General features: G+C 67.7%; 17 protein-coding genes and 1 tRNA gene. All 18 read left to right on the top strand.

All coding sequences use genetic code 11. The features are described 5' to 3' along the window. Positions 1 to 214 precede the first annotated feature (214 nt). The 18 genes from AAFP35_RS26065 (at position 215) to AAFP35_RS25980 (ending at position 18,631) form a co-directional block, all read left to right on the top strand. Positions 215 to 2,155, top strand: a complete 1,941-nt coding sequence (locus tag AAFP35_RS26065) for an HAD-IIA family hydrolase (protein ID WP_419224594.1) — start codon at positions 215 to 217, stop codon at positions 2,153 to 2,155. Positions 2,156 to 2,168: 13 nt separating this feature from the next. Continuing rightward, on the top strand, positions 2,169 to 2,450 hold the full coding sequence (locus AAFP35_RS26060) for a hypothetical protein (protein ID WP_419224593.1): 282 nt from the start codon (positions 2,169 to 2,171) through the stop codon (positions 2,448 to 2,450). Positions 2,451 to 2,464: 14 nt separating this feature from the next. Beyond that, positions 2,465 to 3,421: a TlyA family RNA methyltransferase gene (locus AAFP35_RS26055; protein ID WP_419224592.1), complete on the top strand. Its 957-nt coding sequence runs from the start codon at positions 2,465 to 2,467 to the stop codon at positions 3,419 to 3,421. Positions 3,422 to 3,439: 18 nt separating this feature from the next. Further along, the gene (locus AAFP35_RS26050) at positions 3,440 to 4,450 is read left to right on the top strand and encodes an NAD kinase (RefSeq protein WP_419224591.1); all 1,011 of its coding nucleotides are present in this window, start codon (positions 3,440 to 3,442) and stop codon (positions 4,448 to 4,450) included. Positions 4,451 to 4,453: 3 nt separating this feature from the next. Next, positions 4,454 to 6,250 carry a DNA repair protein RecN gene (gene recN / locus AAFP35_RS26045; RefSeq protein WP_419224590.1) on the top strand — a complete coding sequence of 599 codons (1,797 nt, stop codon included), beginning with the start codon at positions 4,454 to 4,456 and terminating at the stop codon, positions 6,248 to 6,250. A 101-nt stretch (positions 6,251 to 6,351) separates the two neighbouring features. Next, positions 6,352 to 7,533 (top strand): putative cytokinetic ring protein SteA, encoded by a 1,182-nt coding sequence (gene steA, locus AAFP35_RS26040; protein ID WP_419224596.1) that lies wholly within the window; start codon positions 6,352 to 6,354, stop codon positions 7,531 to 7,533. A gap of 3 nt (positions 7,534 to 7,536) precedes the next feature. Further along, positions 7,537 to 8,472, top strand: a complete 936-nt coding sequence (locus AAFP35_RS26035) for a copper transporter (RefSeq protein WP_419224589.1) — start codon at positions 7,537 to 7,539, stop codon at positions 8,470 to 8,472. 138 nt (positions 8,473 to 8,610) lie between these two features. Beyond that, positions 8,611 to 10,398 (top strand): CTP synthase, encoded by a 1,788-nt coding sequence (locus AAFP35_RS26030; protein WP_419224588.1) that lies wholly within the window; start codon positions 8,611 to 8,613, stop codon positions 10,396 to 10,398. Continuing rightward, positions 10,395 to 11,057 carry an NUDIX domain-containing protein gene (locus AAFP35_RS26025; protein WP_419224587.1) on the top strand — a complete coding sequence of 221 codons (663 nt, stop codon included), beginning with the start codon at positions 10,395 to 10,397 and terminating at the stop codon, positions 11,055 to 11,057. The genes AAFP35_RS26030 and AAFP35_RS26025 overlap by 4 nt, the downstream gene beginning before the upstream one ends. An 11-nt stretch (positions 11,058 to 11,068) precedes the next feature. Continuing rightward, positions 11,069 to 11,995 carry a site-specific tyrosine recombinase XerD gene (gene xerD, locus AAFP35_RS26020; protein WP_419224586.1) on the top strand — a complete coding sequence of 309 codons (927 nt, stop codon included), beginning with the start codon at positions 11,069 to 11,071 and terminating at the stop codon, positions 11,993 to 11,995. 149 nt (positions 11,996 to 12,144) lie between these two features. After that, positions 12,145 to 13,089: a ParA family protein gene (locus tag AAFP35_RS26015; protein WP_419224595.1), complete on the top strand. Its 945-nt coding sequence runs from the start codon at positions 12,145 to 12,147 to the stop codon at positions 13,087 to 13,089. After that, positions 13,086 to 13,958 (top strand): segregation and condensation protein A, encoded by an 873-nt coding sequence (locus AAFP35_RS26010; protein WP_419224585.1) that lies wholly within the window; start codon positions 13,086 to 13,088, stop codon positions 13,956 to 13,958. The genes AAFP35_RS26015 and AAFP35_RS26010 overlap by 4 nt, the downstream gene beginning before the upstream one ends. Further along, entirely contained in the window at positions 13,955 to 14,788 is an 834-nt protein-coding gene (scpB, locus tag AAFP35_RS26005) for an SMC-Scp complex subunit ScpB (RefSeq protein WP_419224584.1), read from the top strand. Before AAFP35_RS26010 ends, scpB begins: the two co-directional genes overlap by 4 nt. 5 nt (positions 14,789 to 14,793) lie before the next feature. Beyond that, positions 14,794 to 15,816: a pseudouridine synthase gene (locus AAFP35_RS26000; RefSeq protein ID WP_419224583.1), complete on the top strand. Its 1,023-nt coding sequence runs from the start codon at positions 14,794 to 14,796 to the stop codon at positions 15,814 to 15,816. Beyond that, on the top strand, positions 15,813 to 16,493 hold the full coding sequence (gene cmk / locus AAFP35_RS25995; protein ID WP_419224582.1) for a (d)CMP kinase: 681 nt from the start codon (positions 15,813 to 15,815) through the stop codon (positions 16,491 to 16,493). Before AAFP35_RS26000 ends, cmk begins: the two co-directional genes overlap by 4 nt. Then, the gene (gene der / locus AAFP35_RS25990) at positions 16,490 to 17,935 is read left to right on the top strand and encodes a ribosome biogenesis GTPase Der (RefSeq protein ID WP_419224581.1); all 1,446 of its coding nucleotides are present in this window, start codon (positions 16,490 to 16,492) and stop codon (positions 17,933 to 17,935) included. Before cmk ends, der begins: the two co-directional genes overlap by 4 nt. 82 nt (positions 17,936 to 18,017) lie before the next feature. Beyond that, complete coding sequence (locus tag AAFP35_RS25985; protein ID WP_419224580.1) at positions 18,018 to 18,281, top strand: GlsB/YeaQ/YmgE family stress response membrane protein; 264 nt, start codon at positions 18,018 to 18,020, stop codon at positions 18,279 to 18,281. A gap of 276 nt (positions 18,282 to 18,557) precedes the next feature. After that, a tRNA-Pro gene (locus tag AAFP35_RS25980) sits at positions 18,558 to 18,631 on the top strand. The last annotated feature ends 119 nt before the right edge of the window (positions 18,632 to 18,750 follow it).

The following is an 18,750-nucleotide window of genomic DNA, read 5'->3' as shown; positions in this document are numbered from 1 at the left end:
CACCGCCGAACACAACGTACGAGTGTGGCCCCCGAATCACCGATTCGGGGGCCACACTCATATGTCCGATCGAACGGCTGATCCCGCTCTGGCGTCACGGTATTGGCCGGCTCCGGTGTCGGCGGTTTCGGCATCTTCGGGCCCGTATGGACGGTGCACCGGAAGTCTGCCGTTCGATTTCTTCCGACGCATCTCAAGGCATAGATTGAGTCCCATGACAGATCGCGACCGTACCCCCCGACGTGGTGGAGGACCGGGCCGACCGCAACGCAATGCACGCCGTGGCACCGGCTCGGCCGGACGGCCTGATGAACCGGCACTGCCCAGTGATGTGGCGGCCTCCGACCTCGATTCCGAGATCCGCCGAGACCTGCTGACCCTCGACAAGACCAATGCGGAGAACGTCGCTCGCCACCTGGTGATGGTGACCCGACTCCTCGACGAGGACCCGGTGCGCGCGCTCGAACATGCTCGCGCTGCGCGTGGGCGCGCCGGTCGAGTCGGTCTCGTGCGCGAGACCATGGGGATCGCGGCATACAACGCCGGCGAGTGGCAGGAGGCCCTGTCGGAGTTGCGCGCGGCTCGTCGGATCACCGGCAACACGGCTCTCCTCCCGCTGATCGCCGACTCCGAGCGTGGCCTCGGTCGGCCGGCGCGTGCGATCGAGATCGCCCGGAGCGAAGAGGGACGTGCACTGCGCGGAGACGAGGCAACGGAGATGCGCATCGTCGAATCGGGCGCTCGCATGGACCTCGGGGAAGCGGAGAAGGCTGTCGTCACTCTGCAATCGGAGGACCTGACGCCGGGACGGACCGGTGTGGGCGCCGCACGCCTGTACTACGCCTATGCCTCTGCGCTGGAGGCTGCCGGTCGTCGCGATGAGGCGATCACCTGGTTCATGAACACGGCGTCCGCCGACGTCGAAGACGTGACAGACGCCGAATTGCGTCTGGTGGAGCTGGCGTCGGAGGACACCCTCGACGGCACCGAGTTGCCGGAGACCTCAGCAGCTGACGACGAACCCGTCGAGACGGCGCCGACGTCGACGCCTTCGGTGACACCGGCGCCGGCCGCCGACGAGCCATCGGCGGCCGACGGGCCGTTGCCCGTTGAGTCGTCCGAACGATCCGCCCCGGCAGCTCCCGACAACGGGTTGGCCGGACACTACGACGCACTGTTGCTCGATCTCGACGGCACGGTGTTCGCCGGGCAGAAGGCTCTGCCGGGCGCCCGTGAGTCACTGGAATCGGTTGGAACGCCGCGGTATTTCGTGACGAACAACGCAAGTCGCCGACCCGCGGAAGTGGTCGCGCACCTCGTCGAACTGGGTTTCGCGGCGACACCCGACCAAGTCGTCACCAGCGCCCAGTCGGCCGCCCGCCTGTTGGCCGAGCACCTCGACCCGGGTAGCCGGGCTCTGGTCATCGGCACCGACGGTCTCGCACAGGAGGTGCGGGAGGTGGGCATCGGCGTGACACGTAACGCCGAGGACCGACCCGCGGCCGTCATCCAGGGTCACTCACCGGATACCGGATGGGCGCAACTCTCGGAGGCGGCGCTGGCGATCAGTCGTGGCGCGCTCTGGGTGGCCTGCAACACCGACGCGACGTTGCCGTCCGAACGCGGCAATCTCGTCGGCAACGGGTCCATGGTGGCCGCGGTCGCGAATGCGACAGGTCAACAACCCCTGGTCGCGGGTAAGCCCGCCGCCCCGCTGATGGCTGACGCGATCGCCCGGAGCCGGGCGTCGAAACCGTTGGTGATCGGTGATCGTCTCGACACCGACATCGAGGGTGCGCATTCGGTCGGTGTGGACAGCGCGCTGGTGTTGACCGGGGTGAGTTCGGCCGCGGACCTCTTGGTCGCACCGCCTGAGCAGCGCCCGACCTTCGTCATCGAGGATCTGACCGGGCTGTTCACCGACGTTGACAGTGTGCGCGTCGGTCCGCACGCCGGCTGGCGCGTCGCGGTGGACGGGCACACTGTCAACGTCGAGGGCGACGGGCTGCCGCAGTCGCTGGTGCCTGCCCTGGCGTCGGCGGTGTGGACTGCAGTGGACGAGAACGACCTCGACACATCGCTGCTGGCCGTCACCAGCCCCGACGAGAAGGTGCTCGGCCTGTTGGAGACGGTCGGATTCGGCCGAGTGCGCTAGCGTTGAACGCATCATGACCGAACCGCACGCGACCGGACCCGTCCCGGGCCCGCCACGACCAGGCCCGCATCTGATGCCGCGGACCGCTGGCGCAGCCGACCCGGACGTCGGCGACGACGGTCCGGATCCGGGAGAGGTGACCGAGACGGTTGCGGCACTGTTGGCCGACGTCGATGCGGTACGCGAAGCGGCAGGCGACGGATTCGACGCCCACGCCCTGGCCCGTCAGACCGAACTCCTCGAGCGCGCGCACGAGACACTGACCGCCGCGCTCGAAGACGTCGACCGTCGATGAGGGGTTGTTGAGGGGTGGCACCACGTGCGCGCCTCGATGCCGAGCTCGTCCGTCGCGGTCTGGCCCGCTCCCGGGAGCAAGCCCGCGCGTTGATCACCGACGGCCTGGTCAAGGTCAATGGTGTGGTGGCCTCGAAGCCTGCGACCAACGTCGCCCGAGACACCCCGATCGTGGTGGTGGAGAACACTGGTGACGACTGGGCATCACGCGGCGCGCACAAGTTGATCGGTGCGCTCGAAGAGTTCGAACCACACGGGTTGTCCGTGGCGGGCAAGCGATGCCTGGATGCGGGCGCGTCCACCGGAGGCTTCACCGACGTGCTGTTGCGCCGTGAGGCGACGACGGTGGTCGCGGTCGACGTCGGGTACGGCCAGTTGGTGTGGCGGCTACAGAACGACGACCGCGTGGCCATCCATGACCGGACCAATGTGCGGCGCCTGAGTCCGTCGGACATCGGTGGTCCGGTCGATCTCGTGGTCGCCGACCTGTCCTTCATCTCTCTGGGCCTCGTGCTGCCTGCCCTCGCGGCGTGCACCCGGGTGGGTGGCGAGTTGCTGCCGATGGTCAAGCCGCAGTTCGAGGTCGGCAAGGACAGGGTCGGGGCCGGTGGGGTGGTTCGTGATCCGGCACTGCGGATCGACGCGGTGCTCACCGTGGCCCGTTCGGCGCGCGACCTCGGGCTGTCCACCTGCGGGGTCGTCGCGAGCCCGTTGCCCGGCCCTTCGGGCAACGTCGAATACTTTCTGTGGCTGCGCAAGAACCACGAGGTCGACGGCGAGCTCACGGGGCCGGTCGACACGCAGAGTTCAGACGACCGGCCCGGTCTCCACGGGCCGTCGCCGGATAGGGTCGGAGAGCGAACGAACGCAACGGGGCAGGCCGCCGACGAGGTGGGCTCCGTCGCGGACGCGAACGACGATGCGGAGTTGATCGCGATGGTCACCCGGGCCGTCGAGAACGGGCCTCACTGACAGACGGAGGAAGCGACTGTGGCCAATGATGCGGTCACCGATCGGGATGGCCATCGGGAGTTCCTGGTGGTCGCCCACACCGGACGCGACATCGTCACCCGGACGATGGAGTCGATCGCGCGGCACTGCGCGTCTGCCGGGATCAAGTTGCGCGTCGTCGACCATGACACCAAGGTGCACGACGTCGAGGTGGAGTCGTTGGACATTTCCGCCGACGATCCGGTTCGTGGTGGGGGACATCCCGTCGATCCGGACCGCCTGAGGAGTATCGGGGTGTCCGTCGAGGTCGCGTCGGCGGTCCCCGAATCCGCGGAGGGTTGCGAGGTCGTCATCGTCCTCGGCGGCGACGGAACGTTCCTGCGCGCCGCCGAATTGGCTTACCCGGCACGGGTTCCGGTGCTCGGGATCAACTTGGGCCGCATCGGTTTCCTCGCGGAGGCCGAGGCCAATCGTGTCGATGCGGTGATGCGTCAACTGATCGCCCGCGACTACCGCGTGGAACCGCGGATGACCCTCGACGTCACCGTGATCGATCCGGCCCGTGCCGATCATGCCGTACACAGTTGGGCGCTCAACGAGGTCGCGATCCTCAACGGCACCAACAACGGTGTGCTCGAACTCGTCACCGAGGTCGACGGACGGCCCGTCTCGGCCTTCGGCGCCGACGGTGTGTTGGTGTCCACCCCGACCGGATCGACCGCGTACGCGTTCTCCGCGGGCGGCCCGGTGATGTGGCCGGACCTCGAGGCCATCCTGGTGGTGCCGAGCAACGCCCACGCGCTGTTCGCGCGCCCGCTCGTGACCAGTCCGCGGTCGCGGGTGGCGGTGGAGATCGACAAGGACGGCCGCGACGCGGTCGCCCTGTGCGACGGCCGCAGGCGCATAGACGTACCGGCGGGCGCGCGTGTCGAAGTGGTGCGCAGTGACCGATCGGTGCTGTGGGTACGTATCGATTCGGATCCGTTCACCGACCGGTTGGTGACGAAGTTCGACCTGCCGGTGACCGGATGGCGAGGGAGGCAGACCTAAACCGTGCTGGAAGAACTGTCCATCGAAGGCCTCGGCGTCATCGAACAGGCCTCGGCGCAATTCCACCCCGGCTTCACCGTCCTGACCGGTGAGACCGGCGCGGGCAAGACCATGATCGTGACGAGCCTGCACCTGCTGTCCGGGGCGCGGGCGGATGCGTCCCGGGTTCGGACCGGCGACGCCAAGGCCACCGTCGAGGGACGCTTTCGCCTCCTCGGTGAGGACGGCCGCGTCGACGGGACGGCACCGGCGGTCGCCGACGACGTGGTGTCGGAGATCCTGGAGTCCTCGGGCGCCGACGTCGACGAGGACGGCACCCTGATCGCGGTGCGGTCGGTGGGCGCCGACGGTCGGTCACGCGCGCATCTCGGCGGTCGCTCGGTACCGGTCGGGGTGATGGGCAGGCTGACGAATCAGCTGCTGACCATCCATGGGCAGAACGACCAACTGCGTCTGTTGCGGCCCGAACACCAGCGTGCCGCACTCGACACCTATGCGGGTACGACGGTGCTCACCGCTCTCGACACGTACCGGAAGGCCCGCGACGAGTGGATCGCGGTGCTCGACGATCTCGACGCGCGTCGACGGAATTCGCGCGAGCTGGCGCAAGAGGCGGATCGTCTCCGCTTCGGCGTCGACGAGATCGCCGCGGTGGACCCGCAGCCCGGCGAGGACGACGATCTGGCGGCGACCATCCGTCGCCTGTCGGACCTGGAGACCATCCGGTCGGCCGCAGCCCAATCGCACGAAATCGTCGCAGGCGATACGGGTTCGGTCGTCGACGGACTCGGACAGGTCCGGACCATGCTCGAGACCAGCCCCGACGACACCCTGCGCGAACTGTTGCCACGGGTTGCAGAGGCGCTCACCGTGATCACCGACGTCGGCGACGAACTGACGTCGTTCCTGACCGATCTGCCTGCCGATGCCGAGGAGTTGGAGAAACTACTCGGCCGGCAGGCGGAACTCAAAGCGCTGGTTCGCAAATACGCGCCCGACATCGACGGGGTCATCGCCTGGCGAACCACGGCCGAGGCCCGACTGTCGGAGATCGACGACCCCCAGCACTCGATCGCCGAACTCGAGACCACCGCGGAGGCGCTGAAGCAGAAGGTCCAGGATGCCGCGGAGGTCGTGCACCGGCGGCGGCGGACGGCCGCGAAGTCGATGGCCGCGAAGGTGTCCACCGAACTGGCTGGTCTGGCAATGGGGGATTCGCTGCTCTCGGTGGACGTCTCCGTGGAACCGGCAGCCGACGACGATCGGCTGAGCATCCTGCTCGACGGCGCACCGGCACATGCGGGTGCCGCGGGTGCCGACCGGATCGAATTCGGTCTGCTCGCCCACAAGGGAGCGGCGCCGCTGCCGATCGCGAAATCCGCATCAGGCGGTGAACTCTCGCGGGTCATGCTCGCGTTCGAGGTGGTGCTCGCCGCACCGACCAGCGGATCGATCATGGTGTTCGACGAGGTCGACGCCGGCGTCGGTGGCCGCGCGGCGGTGGAGATCGGGCGACGACTCGCCGGACTGGCGCGGGCTCACCAGGTCATCGTGGTCACCCATCTGCCGCAGGTGGCGGCGTTCGCCGACAACCACCTCGTCATCGGCAAGAGTTCCGGTCGCGGCCGCAAACGCGGTCCCAACACCAGCACCGTGCGCACCCTCGACCGTGAGGAACGTGTCGCGGAACTCGCCCGCATGCTGGCCGGGCTCGGTGATTCCGACACCGGACGGGCCCACGCCGAAGAACTGCTCGCGACCGCGGAGAACGAGAAGAAGACAGCCGACAGCAGCGCCTGACGAGCGATCAACGTGTGTTACTCGTGTGACAAAAGTTGCATTTGTTACGGCGCGCCTCCTCGGTTTACCAGGTCCCCGCGTCGATCATGGGCGTCATGAAGATGCCTGCATTGCTTGCCCGCACGACCGACCAACTGCCTGGCGTCACCGGGATTGCCAGGATCGACAAGAACACCCGCCGACTACTCGACCGCGTCGGTCCGGGTGACATCGCCATCCTCGACGAGGTCGACCTCGACCGACTGACCGCGGATGCGCTGGTGCAGGCCAACGTCGTCGCGGTGGTCAACGCGTCGTCGTCCATCTCGGGGCGGTACCCGAACCTCGGGCCGGAAGTCCTTGTCGCATCGGGCATCGTGCTGCTCGACAATGTCGGCGACGAGGTGTTCAAGCGGGTCAAGGACGGCGCCAAGCTGCGCGTCGACAACGACCGGCTCTACGTCGGCGACCGGCGTCTCGCCCTCGGCAAGCAACTCGAGGAAAGCGACATCGCCGATCAGATGATCGAGGCCAAGACCGGGCTGGTCGATCATCTGGAAGCGTTCTCCGGCAACACGATCGAGTTCATCCGCAGCGAGTCGCCGTTGCTGATCGACGGGGTCGGGGTCCCGGACGTTGACGTGGACTTCGTCGGGCGGCACGTGGTGGTGGTCGCCGACGGTCCCGACCGGGCGGCGGATCTGCGCGCGCTCAAGCCGTTCATCAAGGAGTACTCGCCGGTGATCGTGGGAGTCGGGGCGGGCGCCGACACCGTCATCAAGGCCGGGTACAAGCCTGCACTGATCGTCGGAGACCCCGACGACATCAAGACCGCCACCCTGAAATCCGGCGCGCAGCTGGTTCTTCCGGCCGATACCGATGGTCACGCCTCCGGGCTGGCACGTATCCAGGATCTCGGCATCGGTGCGACGACCTTCCCGGCGGCCGGATCCGCGGCAGACCTCGCGCTCCTGCTCACCGACTACCACGGTGCCGACCTCATCGTGACCGTCGGCTACGGGGGGACACTCGACGACTTCTTCGATCGGTCGCGGCGGGAGAGCAATCCGTCGACCTTCCTGACCCGCCTCAAGGTCGGTCCGAAGCTGGTGGACGCCAAGGCGATCGAGACCCTGTATCGCAGCCGGGTGTCGGGCGCGGCGATCGCCTGTGTGGTCCTCGCAGCGCTGATCGCGATCATCGCCGCCGTCATGCTGTCGAGCTGGGGGCCGGAGGTCACCGATTGGGGTGTCGACCAGTATCACAACGCGGTCGACTGGGCGCGTGAGGTCTGGAACAGATAGTCGATGATCTCCCTACGACAGCATGCGATCTCGCTGATCGCGGTGTTCCTCGCGCTGGCGGTCGGACTCTTCCTCGGATCCGGGTTCGTCGGTGACCGCGTCAACTCCATCACGGGCACCTCGCGGGACCGCCTCGGCGATGTCGAGAAACAACGCGACGACCTCAACGAGCAGGTCAACGCCGCCAACAGCTTCGGGGCCGCCGTTGCGCCGCGTCTGATCGCGGGGACCCTGCGTGGCGACTCGGTGCTCGTGGTGACGGCTCCCGGCGCGGCCGAGGCCGACGTGGACGCCGTCAAGGAATCCATCTCGGGTGCCGGTGGCCGATTCGCGGGCCAACTCGCCGTCACCGACACGCTGGTGCGCGACCAGAAGGCCGAAGAGCTGCGCACCATCGTCGACCAGACGATCCCCGGTGGGACCACACTGCGCAGTGAGCTGACCGACTCAGGCGGGAGGGTCGGCGATCTGATGGGGGCGTTGCTGCTGCACGCGGACGCCCAGTCCGCCGCATCGACCGACGACGTGCGACTCGGGCTGCAGGCGCTGCGCGAGGGTGGCTTCGTCGACTACGCCGACGGCGCGCTCTCGGCCGCCGACCTCGTCGTGGTGGTGACCGGTGACGCGCTGTCCGAGGACGCGGGCGCGCAAGGTCAGTTGACCGCGCGCATGGCGGCCGCGATGGCGGCCCGGGCGCAGGGCGGCGTGCTCGTCGGCCGGACCGGTTCCACCGCCGGTGGCTCACCCGTCGCGGTCGTGCGATCCGACCCGTCGCTGGGCAACGCCGTGTCCACCGTCGACAACGTGGATCAACAGACCGGACGCATCACCACCATGCTGGTGCTCCAGCAGGAGGCCGACGGCCACACGGCCGCGTACGGCACCGGCGCCGGTGCCCGGGCGATCACCGTGGGAGGCGGTTCGGGGCCGGCAGCCTGACACGGCTCGGTCACCCGTCACCGCATCGGCCTCGGCGCGTCGCCGGTGTGGTGCGGGTGAACCGTCGATGAGGTGTTACCCTGGAGTCCCGTAGGTATACAGGTTTTTCTGGCCTGATTCTGGCCGACGGGAGACGCATTGCGACCACTGCGCCACGTGCATGATGGCACCAAACACATCTTCGTGACGGGCGGTGTCGCCTCGTCTCTGGGAAAGGGTCTGACGGCATCGAGTCTCGGACAACTTCTCATCTCTCGCGGACTCCGCGTGACGATGCAGAAGCTCGATCCGTACCTGAACGTCGATCCGGGCACCATGAACCCTTTCCAACACGGAGAGGTGTTCGTCACCGAAGACGGTGCCGAGACCGACCTCGATGTCGGTCATTACGAACGATTCCTCGACCGCAACCTCTCGCAGTCGGCGAATGTGACCACGGGACAGGTCTATTCGACGGTCATCGCCAAGGAACGTCGCGGCGAGTATCTCGGTGAAACGGTCCAGGTGATCCCGCACATCACCGACGAGCTCAAGTCGCGGGTCCTCGCGATGCGGGCCCCGGGGGACGATGGGGTGCCGCCCGACGTGGTGATCACCGAGATCGGTGGCACCGTCGGAGACATCGAGTCCCAGCCCTTCATCGAGGCCGCACGACAGATCCGGCACGACGTGGGGCGCGACAACGTCTTCTTCATCCACGTCTCACTGGTGCCGTACCTGGCGCCGTCCGGTGAACTCAAGACGAAGCCGACCCAGCACTCCGTGGCGGCGCTGCGCAACGTGGGTATCCAGCCGGATGCCCTGATCCTGCGCTGCGACCGCGATGTGCCGGACTCGTTGAAGGCAAAGATCGCGCTGATGTGCGACGTCGACATCGAAGGCGTCATCTCGACACCGGATGCGCCGTCGATCTACGACATCCCCAAGGTGCTCCATCGCGAACAACTCGATGCGTATGTGGTGCGCAAGCTGGGGCTGCCGTTCCGTGACGTCGATTGGACCGAATGGGGCGAGTTGCTCAAGCGTGTGCACGATCCGCGCGAGACCGTCACCGTGGCCCTCGTCGGCAAGTACGTCGATCTGCCCGACGCATATCTGTCGGTGACCGAGGCGATCCGTGCAGGCGGTTTCGCCTGGCGGGCCCGTACCGAGATCAAATGGGTGCCCTCGGACGACTGTGAGACGCCGGAAGGTGCTCAGGCAGCGCTCGAAGACGTGCACGCGGTCCTGATCCCGGGTGGTTTCGGCATCCGCGGTATCGAGGGGAAGGTCGGCGCGATCAGCTACGCCCGACGTCGCGGCATCCCGCTGCTCGGCCTGTGTCTGGGCCTGCAGTGCGTGGTCATCGAGGCGGCCCGGTCCGCGGGGCTCGAAGAAGCCAGTTCCACCGAGTTCGACCCGGACACGCCGCACCCGGTGATCTCCACGATGGCCGATCAGACCGAGGTGGTCGCGGGGGAGGCCGATCTCGGCGGCACCATGCGTCTGGGTGCCTACCCGGCAACACTGGCCGCTGGCTCGGTGGTCGCCGAGGCGTACGAGTCCACCGAGGTCTCCGAACGGCATCGTCACCGTTTCGAGGTCAACAACGCCTATCGCGACAAGATCGGGGCCTCCGGGCTGGTGTTCTCCGGAACCTCACCGGACGGTCATCTGGTCGAGTTCGTCGAGTATCCGCCGTCGGTGCATCCGTTCCTGGTCGCCACCCAGGCGCACCCCGAGCTCAAGAGCCGTCCGACCCGGCCGCATCCGTTGTTCCGGGCGTTCATCGAGGCGGCTCTGAAATACAAGGCGGAGGAACGGCTTCCGGTCGAGCTGGGCGAGTACGAACTCGACGATGCCGACGCAGATGCCGCTGCCGAGCCCGGGGCAGTCGACGCGACGGCCGGACACGCCGCCGACCACGCCGAGGAGAAGGGCGCTTGAGCGAAGCCGATTCGGCGCACGGGGGCGACACGGTCGGAACGCACGAGTTCACCGTCGCGGGCAGTCGCACCGTCTACGACGGTGCGATCCTGTCGCTGCGTGTCGACGACGTGCGGATGCCGGGTGGACAGGCGGCCGAGCGGGAGGTCGTGGAGCACTTCGGCGCGGTGGCGGTCATGGCGCGCGACGACACGGGGCGGATCGCGATGATCCGTCAGTACCGGCATCCGATCGGTCGCCGACTGCTCGAGATCCCCGCGGGCCTGCTCGACGCCGGTCCCGGGGAGAGCGCCCTCGACGCGGCGCGTCGGGAACTCGCCGAGGAGGTCGACCTGGCCGCCGACCGATGGCGCGTGCTGGTGGATCTCGACCTGTCTCCCGGGTTCACCGACGAGGCGTTGCGGCTCTACCTGGCCGAGGGGCTGCGGACCCTCGACGCGGCCGAACGGCACGACGAGGAGGCCGACCTCTCCGTGGAGTGGCTGGACCTCGACGATGCGGTGACCCGGGTGCTGGGTGGGGAGATCGTGAACGCCACCGCCGTCGCAGGCATCCTCGCGCTCGCCGCGGTCGATCGGGGCGGTGTCGAGGTGCGTGATATCGATGCCCCGTGGACCGACGAACCGACGGCGCTGCGCGATCGCCGGTCCCGCCGGTGACGGGGGCTCTCGTGAGCAGTCCGAGCACCGCCGACCAGGTCGTCCGCTACCTCGATCACCTGACGGTGGAGCGCGGGGCGGCGGCGAACACGGTCAGTTCGTATCGGCGTGACCTGGGCAGGTACGAGCACTATCTGGTCACCCGTGGGATCGACGGTCTCGACGCGGTGACCGAGAGCGATGTGCGTGAGTTCCTGGTGGACCTGCGCCGCGGTGACCCCGACACCGGCGCGATGCCGTTGGCGGACAGCTCGATCGCCCGAACCCTGGTGGCAGTGCGTGGCTTCCACAAGTTCGCCGCTGCCGAGGGAGTGGTCGGCACGGACGTGGCCCACGCGGTCCGCCCGCCCCGTCCGGCACGGCGGTTGCCCAAATCGTTGCCGGTCGACGAGGTGATCGCGATCCTGGAATCGGCGGGCGCCGCCGATCATCCGCGCGCGCTTCGCGATCGGGCCCTGCTCGAACTGCTCTACAGTTGCGGCGCGCGGATCTCCGAGGCGATCGCTCTCGATGTCGACGACATCGACACGGAGTCGCGGGCCGTGCGACTGCGCGGCAAGGGTGGCAAGGAGAGGGTCGTGCCGGTCGGCGGTCCGGCGATCGACGCACTCGAGGCCTATCTCGTGCGTGGGCGTCCGGCGCTGGTGCGTCGGTCCGAGCCGGCGCTGTTCCTGAACGCGCGCGGGGGCCGTCTGTCGCGGCAGAGCGCCTGGCAGGTGCTCTCGGATGCCGCGCAACGCGCGGGCCTGGACAAGGCGGTGTCGCCGCACACCTTGCGCCACAGTTTCGCCACCCATCTGCTCGACGGCGGCGCGGACGTACGCGTGGTCCAGGAACTGCTCGGCCACGCGTCGGTGACCACCACGCAGGTCTACACCCTCGTCACCGTGAACACGATGCGCGAGGTGTACGCCACGGCACATCCGCGGGCGCGATGACCATCGATCGCGACGCCGACTCACAGATCAACGGCACCGACGTCGGCGATGCTCCGACGGTTCGGGACGATGACGCACTAATGTTGTGGCAGGAGTTGGACTTCTACCAGGCGGGCACGGCCGGTACGAGCGAAGGGAGCGGCGGACACGTGAGCATCCCCGGGGAATCGCGGTCGGCCGCCTCTCATGGGCAATACCGCATCGCGGTCTCACCCCGTGTCGATGTCGACGAGGACAACGATCACGACGGCGAACTGGGCCCGACCGGCCGGCCATACCGTCCGGTGCCCGAACCGACCCCGCTGGACCGGCATGGGCCCGCGACGGTCGTCGCCGTGTGCAACCAGAAGGGTGGGGTCGGCAAGACCACCTCGACGATCAATCTGGGTGCCGCACTGGCCGAGTACGGGCGTCGCGTACTGCTCGTCGACCTGGATCCGCAGGGTGCGTTGTCGGCGGGCCTTGGCGTACCGCATCACGACCTCGACGAGACCGTCTACAACCTCCTGGTCCCGCCGCAGGCGTCGACCGACGACGTCCTGATGCGCACACGTATCGACGGGCTCGACCTGTTGCCGAGCAACATCGACCTATCCGCCGCGGAGATCCAGCTGGTCACGGAGGTGGGGCGCGAACAGTCCCTGGCCCGTGCGCTGCATCCTGTGCTCGATCGATACGACTTCGTGCTGATCGACTGCCAGCCGTCGCTCGGTCTGCTGACCGTCAACGCGCTGGCCTGTGCCGACACCGTCATCATCCCGATGGAGTGCGAATACTTCAGCCTGCGTGGTCTGGCCCTGCTCACCGACACCGTCGACAAGGTGCGTGACCGGCTGAATCCGCGTCTGGACCTCGGCGGCATCCTGGTGACCATGTTCGATGCACGCACCCTGCACTCGCGTGAGGTGATGGCACGTGTGGTCGAGGTGTTCGGTGAGGCCGTGTACGACACAGTGATCAGTCGGACCGTGCGGTTCCCGGAGACCAGTGTCGCCGGTGAACCGATCACCTCCTGGGCGCCGAAGTCGGCGGGTGCCAAGGCCTATCGAGCTCTCGCCCGTGAGGTCATCGCTCGTAACACCCGCCACACATGATCGACGACCCGGATCCGCCGACCGCGGTGGCCGAGCCGGTGTCCGAAGGCGCGACGGAGACCGCGGAGGTCACCGACGACCAGTCCGGTTTCCGGGTACGTCTGCCGAACTTCGAGGGTCCGTTCGATCTGCTGCTGAACCTGATCAGCCAGCATCGTCTCGATGTCACCGAGGTGGCGTTGCACGAGGTCACCGACGATTTCATCGCGTACACGCGCGAACTCGGTGCCGAGATGGGTCTGGAACAGACCACCGAGTTCCTGGTGGTCGCGGCGACACTGCTCGACCTCAAGGCCGCGCGGCTGCTGCCGTCCGGGGAGATCGACGACCCGGAAGACCTGGCCCTGCTGGAAGCCCGCGATCTGCTGTTCGCCCGCCTGCTGCAGTACCGCGCCTACAAACAGGTCGCCGCGCTGTTCGGCGAGCTGGAAGCGGCTGCGCTGCAACGGTACCCACGGGCGGTATCGCTCGAGCCGCATTTCACCGAGCTGTTGCCGGAGGTGACCCTGGGGGTCGATGCGGCGAAGTTCGCGGAGGTGGCGGCCGCCGCGATGACGCCACGACCGGTGCCCACAGTCGGGCTCGACCACCTGCACGACATGCACAAGGTGTCGGTGCCCGCGCAGGCCCGACGCATCGCCGAGCTGCTCACCGCGCATTCGGGGGACTGGCTCACCTTCGGGCAGCTCATCGAGGAATGCGAGAACGGGCTCGAGGTGGTCGGACGATTCCTCGGCCTCCTCGAACTGTTCCGTGAGCGGGCGATCACCTTCGAACAACCCGAGGCTCTCGGTGAGCTGCGGGTGAGCTGGACCGGCGACCGAGACGTCGAGGACGTGAACATCGACAGGGCAGAGGACTACGGATGAGCGACGACGATCTCGCCGATCACGCACATGTCACCGACGACACCGCATCGCCGGCGGACCCGCCGGAACCCGAAGACCGACCGCCGGGCGATGATGTGGCCGCGACGGGGGCACAAGTCGGTGAGCAGACGGCCATCGAGGTGGACGAATCGGTCACACTCGACGACGCCGAGTTACGGGCGGCACTCGAGGCGGTCCTCCTCATAGTCGACTCCCCGGTGAGTGCGGCGGAACTGGCGACCGCGGTCGGCGATGACCGCCTGCGGGTCGAGGCCATGCTCGGTCGAATGTCCGACGATCTCACCTCGGCGCGCAGCGGCATCGACCTGCGGTACGCCGGTGACGGCTGGCGCTTCTACACCCGCGCCGACTATGCGCCGTACGTCGAGCGTCTGCTGCTCGACGGTGCGCGGTCCAAACTGACACGCGCAGCACTGGAAACGCTGGCGGTGATCGCTTACCGGCAGCCGGTGAGTCGCGCCCGGGTGAGCGCGATCCGCGGTGTCAACGTGGACGGGGTGATCCGCACGTTGGTCGCCCGCGGACTGATCAACGAGATGGGGACCGACCCACAGACCACCGCCACGATGTACGGCACCACCGAACTGTTCCTCGAACGACTCGGCCTCGCGTCCTTGAGCGAACTGCCCGATCTGGCGCCGCTGCTCCCCGATGTCGACGTCATCGACGACCTCGACGAGGAACTGTCGTCCGACCCACGATTCGCCAAACTCGGTGCTCACCGGTCAGACTCGATGGGGAACGATTCCACCGGGCTCGACACCGACGACGTGTCGGCGGTCAGCCCGGACACCGACGATCAGGACTGATTCACATGGCATCCGCTGGCCGAGACGGCACACCGGGCCCGCGCAAGAAGCCGGCGCGAGCGCAGAAGACGGGCAAGAAACCCGCCTCCCAAAAGAACCCGAAGTCGGGCGGCAAGGTCGCCGGACGGGGGAGCGCAGGCGCTGCGAACGCGGGGCGAAGCACCAAGAAGACGCACCGAAAGGGATCGTCGAAACCCGATGTGACCTCGGGAAAGGTGCGTTTGAACAACGCCCGTCCGGCCCGTCATCAGACCGCCGGACCCGATACCTCCGAAGCCGGCGCCACCTATGTTGCCGACGGCGTGCGCCTGCAGAAGGTCCTCGCGGCGGCCGGTGTCGCGTCCCGGCGTGGAGCCGAGGAACTGATCGCCGCCGGCCGCGTCGAGGTCGACGGTGAAGTGGTCACCGAGCAGGGACTGCGGATCAATCCCGACACCGCGATCATCCGCGTCGACGGCGCCCGGGTGGTCATCGACGAGACCCGCCAATACCTCGCACTGAACAAACCCAAGGGTTGGCAGTCCACCATGGCCGACGATCAAGGCCGTCCGTGCGTGGGCGACATCGTCGCCGAACGGGTGATGGCCGGGCAGCGACTGTTCCACGTCGGTCGTCTCGACGCGGACACCGAGGGGCTGCTGCTGTTGACCAACGACGGTGAACTCGCGCATCGCCTGATGCATCCCTCCTATGAGGTGCCCAAGACCTACCTGGCCACCGTGCGAGGTGAGGTGCCGCGTTCCCTGAGCCGGACACTGCGCAACGGTGTCGAGCTCGACGACGGCCCGGTCGCCGTGGACAGTTTCACCGCACTCGAGGTGTACGAGGGGCAGTCGCTGGTGCGGTTGACCCTGCACGAGGGCCGCAACCGGATCGTGCGACGCATGATGGAAGAAGTCGGCTTCCCGGTGACCAGCCTGGTGCGCACCCACATCGGTGCGGTCGCCCTCGGCGAACAGCGTCCCGGCAGCCTGCGGGTGCTCGGGCGCGACGAGGTCGGCGCCCTCTACAAGGCGGTGGGAATGTGAGTGACGACGTCACCACCCGCGTCATCGCGATCGATGGGCCTGCCGGGACCGGCAAGTCGTCGGTCACCAGCCTGCTCGCCCATCGTGTCGGTGCCCGCCAACTCGACACCGGCGCCATGTACCGCGCCGCCACCCTCGCCGTCTTGAACGCCGGTGTGGCGCTCGATGATCCGGCGGCCGTAGCGGATGTGGTCGAACGTGCGGAGATTTCCCTCGACGGCGCGGTCACCCTTCTCGACGGCGTCGACGTGTCCCGCGACATCCGTACCGACGCGGTCACCGAAGCGGTGTCAGCGGTGTCGGCGGTGCCGGCGGTGCGCACCAAACTCGTTGCGGTACAACGCCGTGAGGCCGAGGGCGAATTCGTCGTCGTCGAAGGACGGGACATCGGGACGGTGGTGTTCCCGGACGCCGATCTCAAGGTGTATCTCACCGCATCCCCGGAGGCGCGGGCCACGCGTCGCCACCGCCAGAACCTGGCCGCCGGGCGCGACAGCGATTACGCCGATGTCCTCGCCGGCGTGAACAGGCGCGACCATCTCGACTCGACGCGGGCGGTGTCGCCGCTGCGTCCGGCCGACGACGCGGTCCTCGTCGACACCAGCGACCTGACCCTCGAGCAGGTGCTCGACACCCTCGACGGCCTGGTCCGCGATCGGATCGGAGTGCAATCGTGACCGAACAGAATTCCGTCGGCGACGATCTCGCGGTGCCCGGCGACGGCACCTGGTCGGACGAAACCGACTGGGACATGGTCGAAGTCGATGCCGAGGGCAATCTCGTCGACGCCACCCCGATGCCGGTGGTGGCGATCGTCGGGCGGCCCAACGTCGGCAAATCGACGTTGGTGAACCGAATCCTCGGCCGACGCGAAGCCGTCGTCGAAGACATCCCCGGAGTGACCCGGGACCGCGTGTCCTACACCGCGAACTGGTCGGGACGCCGTTTCACCGTGGTCGACACCGGCGGTTGGGAACCCGACGCCAAGGGGCTGCAGCAGGCGGTGGCGCGGCAGGCCGAGCAGGCGATGTCCACGGCCGATGCCATCGTGCTCGTCGTCGACGGCACGGTCGGCGCGACGGCGACCGACGAAGCCGTCGCACGGGTGCTACGGCGATCCTCGACGCCGGTCATCCTGGCGGCCAACAAGATCGACAGCGAACGTGCCGAAGCCGATGCCGCAGCGCTGTGGTCGCTGGGACTCGGTGAACCGCACACGATCTCGGCCGCGCACGGACGCGGTGCCGGTGATCTGCTCGACGTCATCCTGGGCGCGCTGCCGGAGACGCCGCGCGAACAGTCGGCGACCCTGGGCGGACCGCGTCGTGTCGCGCTCGTCGGAAAGCCCAACGTCGGCAAGAGCTCTCTGCTGAACAAGCTGGCCGGGTCCACCCGGTCCGTCGTCGACAACGTGGCGGGTACCACCGTCGACCCGGTCGACGAACTGGTCGAACTGGGCGGCAAGACATGGCAGTTCGTGGACACCGCGGGTCTGCGCCGCAAGGTGCGCACGGCGTCGGGCCACGAGTACTACGCGTCGCTGCGCACGCGATCTGCGCTCGAGGCGGCCGAGGTGGCCATCCTGCTGATCGACGCATCGGAGCCGATCACCGAACAGGACCTGCGGGTGCTGTCCATGGTGATCGACAGTGGTCGCGCATTGGTCATCGCCTTCAACAAGTGGGATCTCGTCGACGAGGACCGTCGCTACCAGCTCGACAAGGAGATCGACCGCGAGTTGGCGCGCGTGCCGTGGGCACGGCGGGTCAACATCTCGGCGTCGACAGGCCGGTCGGTACAGAAGCTGGTGCCCGCTCTCGAGGGTGCGTTGGAGTCCTGGGACAAGCGTGTGGGTACCGGGCGGCTCAACAATTGGCTCAAAGAGGTCATCGCGGCAACCCCGCCGCCGCTGCGCGGCGGTCGGCAACCGCGGGTCATGTTCGCCACGCAGGCGACCACCCGACCGCCGACGTTCGTGTTGTTCACCACCGGGTTCCTGGAGGCCGGCTACCGACGCTTCCTGGAACGGCGTCTGCGTGAGGAATTCAACTTCGACGGGTCGCCGGTCCGGGTCAACGTCCGGGTGCGCGACAAGCGGGAGCAGCGGCGTAAGCGCTGAGCTCGCGGTGGCCGCTTCGCGCCGTGCGGGGCCGGCGGCAAATGCGCGGCTGTGAGGCGGCGATCGTGACATACTCTCGCACGTGCTCATCATCGGAATCATCTTGTTCGGGGCGCTCATCGGCGCCGGTGCACAGCTGATCCTCGGTCGCGGTGTCAAAGGCATCGACTGGGGTCTCGCGTTGGTCGCCGGCCTGGTCGGTTCCTTCGTCGGCGGGCTGCTCATCACGTTGTTGGCCGGTGACGGCTTGGCGTTCAAGCCGAGCGGCATCATCGGCTCGATCGTCGGCGCAATCCTGGTGACCGGTGGCTGGCTGTGGTTCCGCGGGCGGTCCAAGGCCGCCTGATCGTCTCGGGCAGGGTCGCGCCCTGTCGTGTGCATTCGTTTTGCGTAGCCACCTCATCTCGCGGTTGCCACCTTCGCGCGCGCGAAGGTGGCAACCGCGAGATGAGGTGGTTGGCTTCGGGCTACCCAGCTGGTGCGTTTGCCAGCTCCTGTCGGTGCCGACGAGAGCGCATTGATCGCCCCGGGGTGCGTGGCCCCGACGACACGCCTGACCAGGCGATTGGTTCGAAGTCACCGTCGTCGGCTAGGCTCTTCTACGCCTCGTGATTCGAGGTAACGGGCTGTGGCGCAGTTTGGTAGCGCACCTGACTGGGGGTCAGGTGGTCGCAGGTTCAAATCCTGTCAGCCCGACGTTGTGGCCAGTACTTATGTGCTGGCCACTGTCAGTTCCGCCGAATGCGTGTTCAGGGTTAATGGCCAAAATGTGTGTATGGCTGTCGGCGTGTCTTGGTCGGGTTAGCGTGATCGTC

The organism is Gordonia sp. CPCC 206044 (genome assembly GCF_048537895.1).
Lineage (GTDB): Bacteria > Actinomycetota > Actinomycetes > Mycobacteriales > Mycobacteriaceae > Gordonia.
Note: the sequence above shows the minus strand (reverse complement) of the source record. Positions and strands in the feature narration are given on the sequence as shown.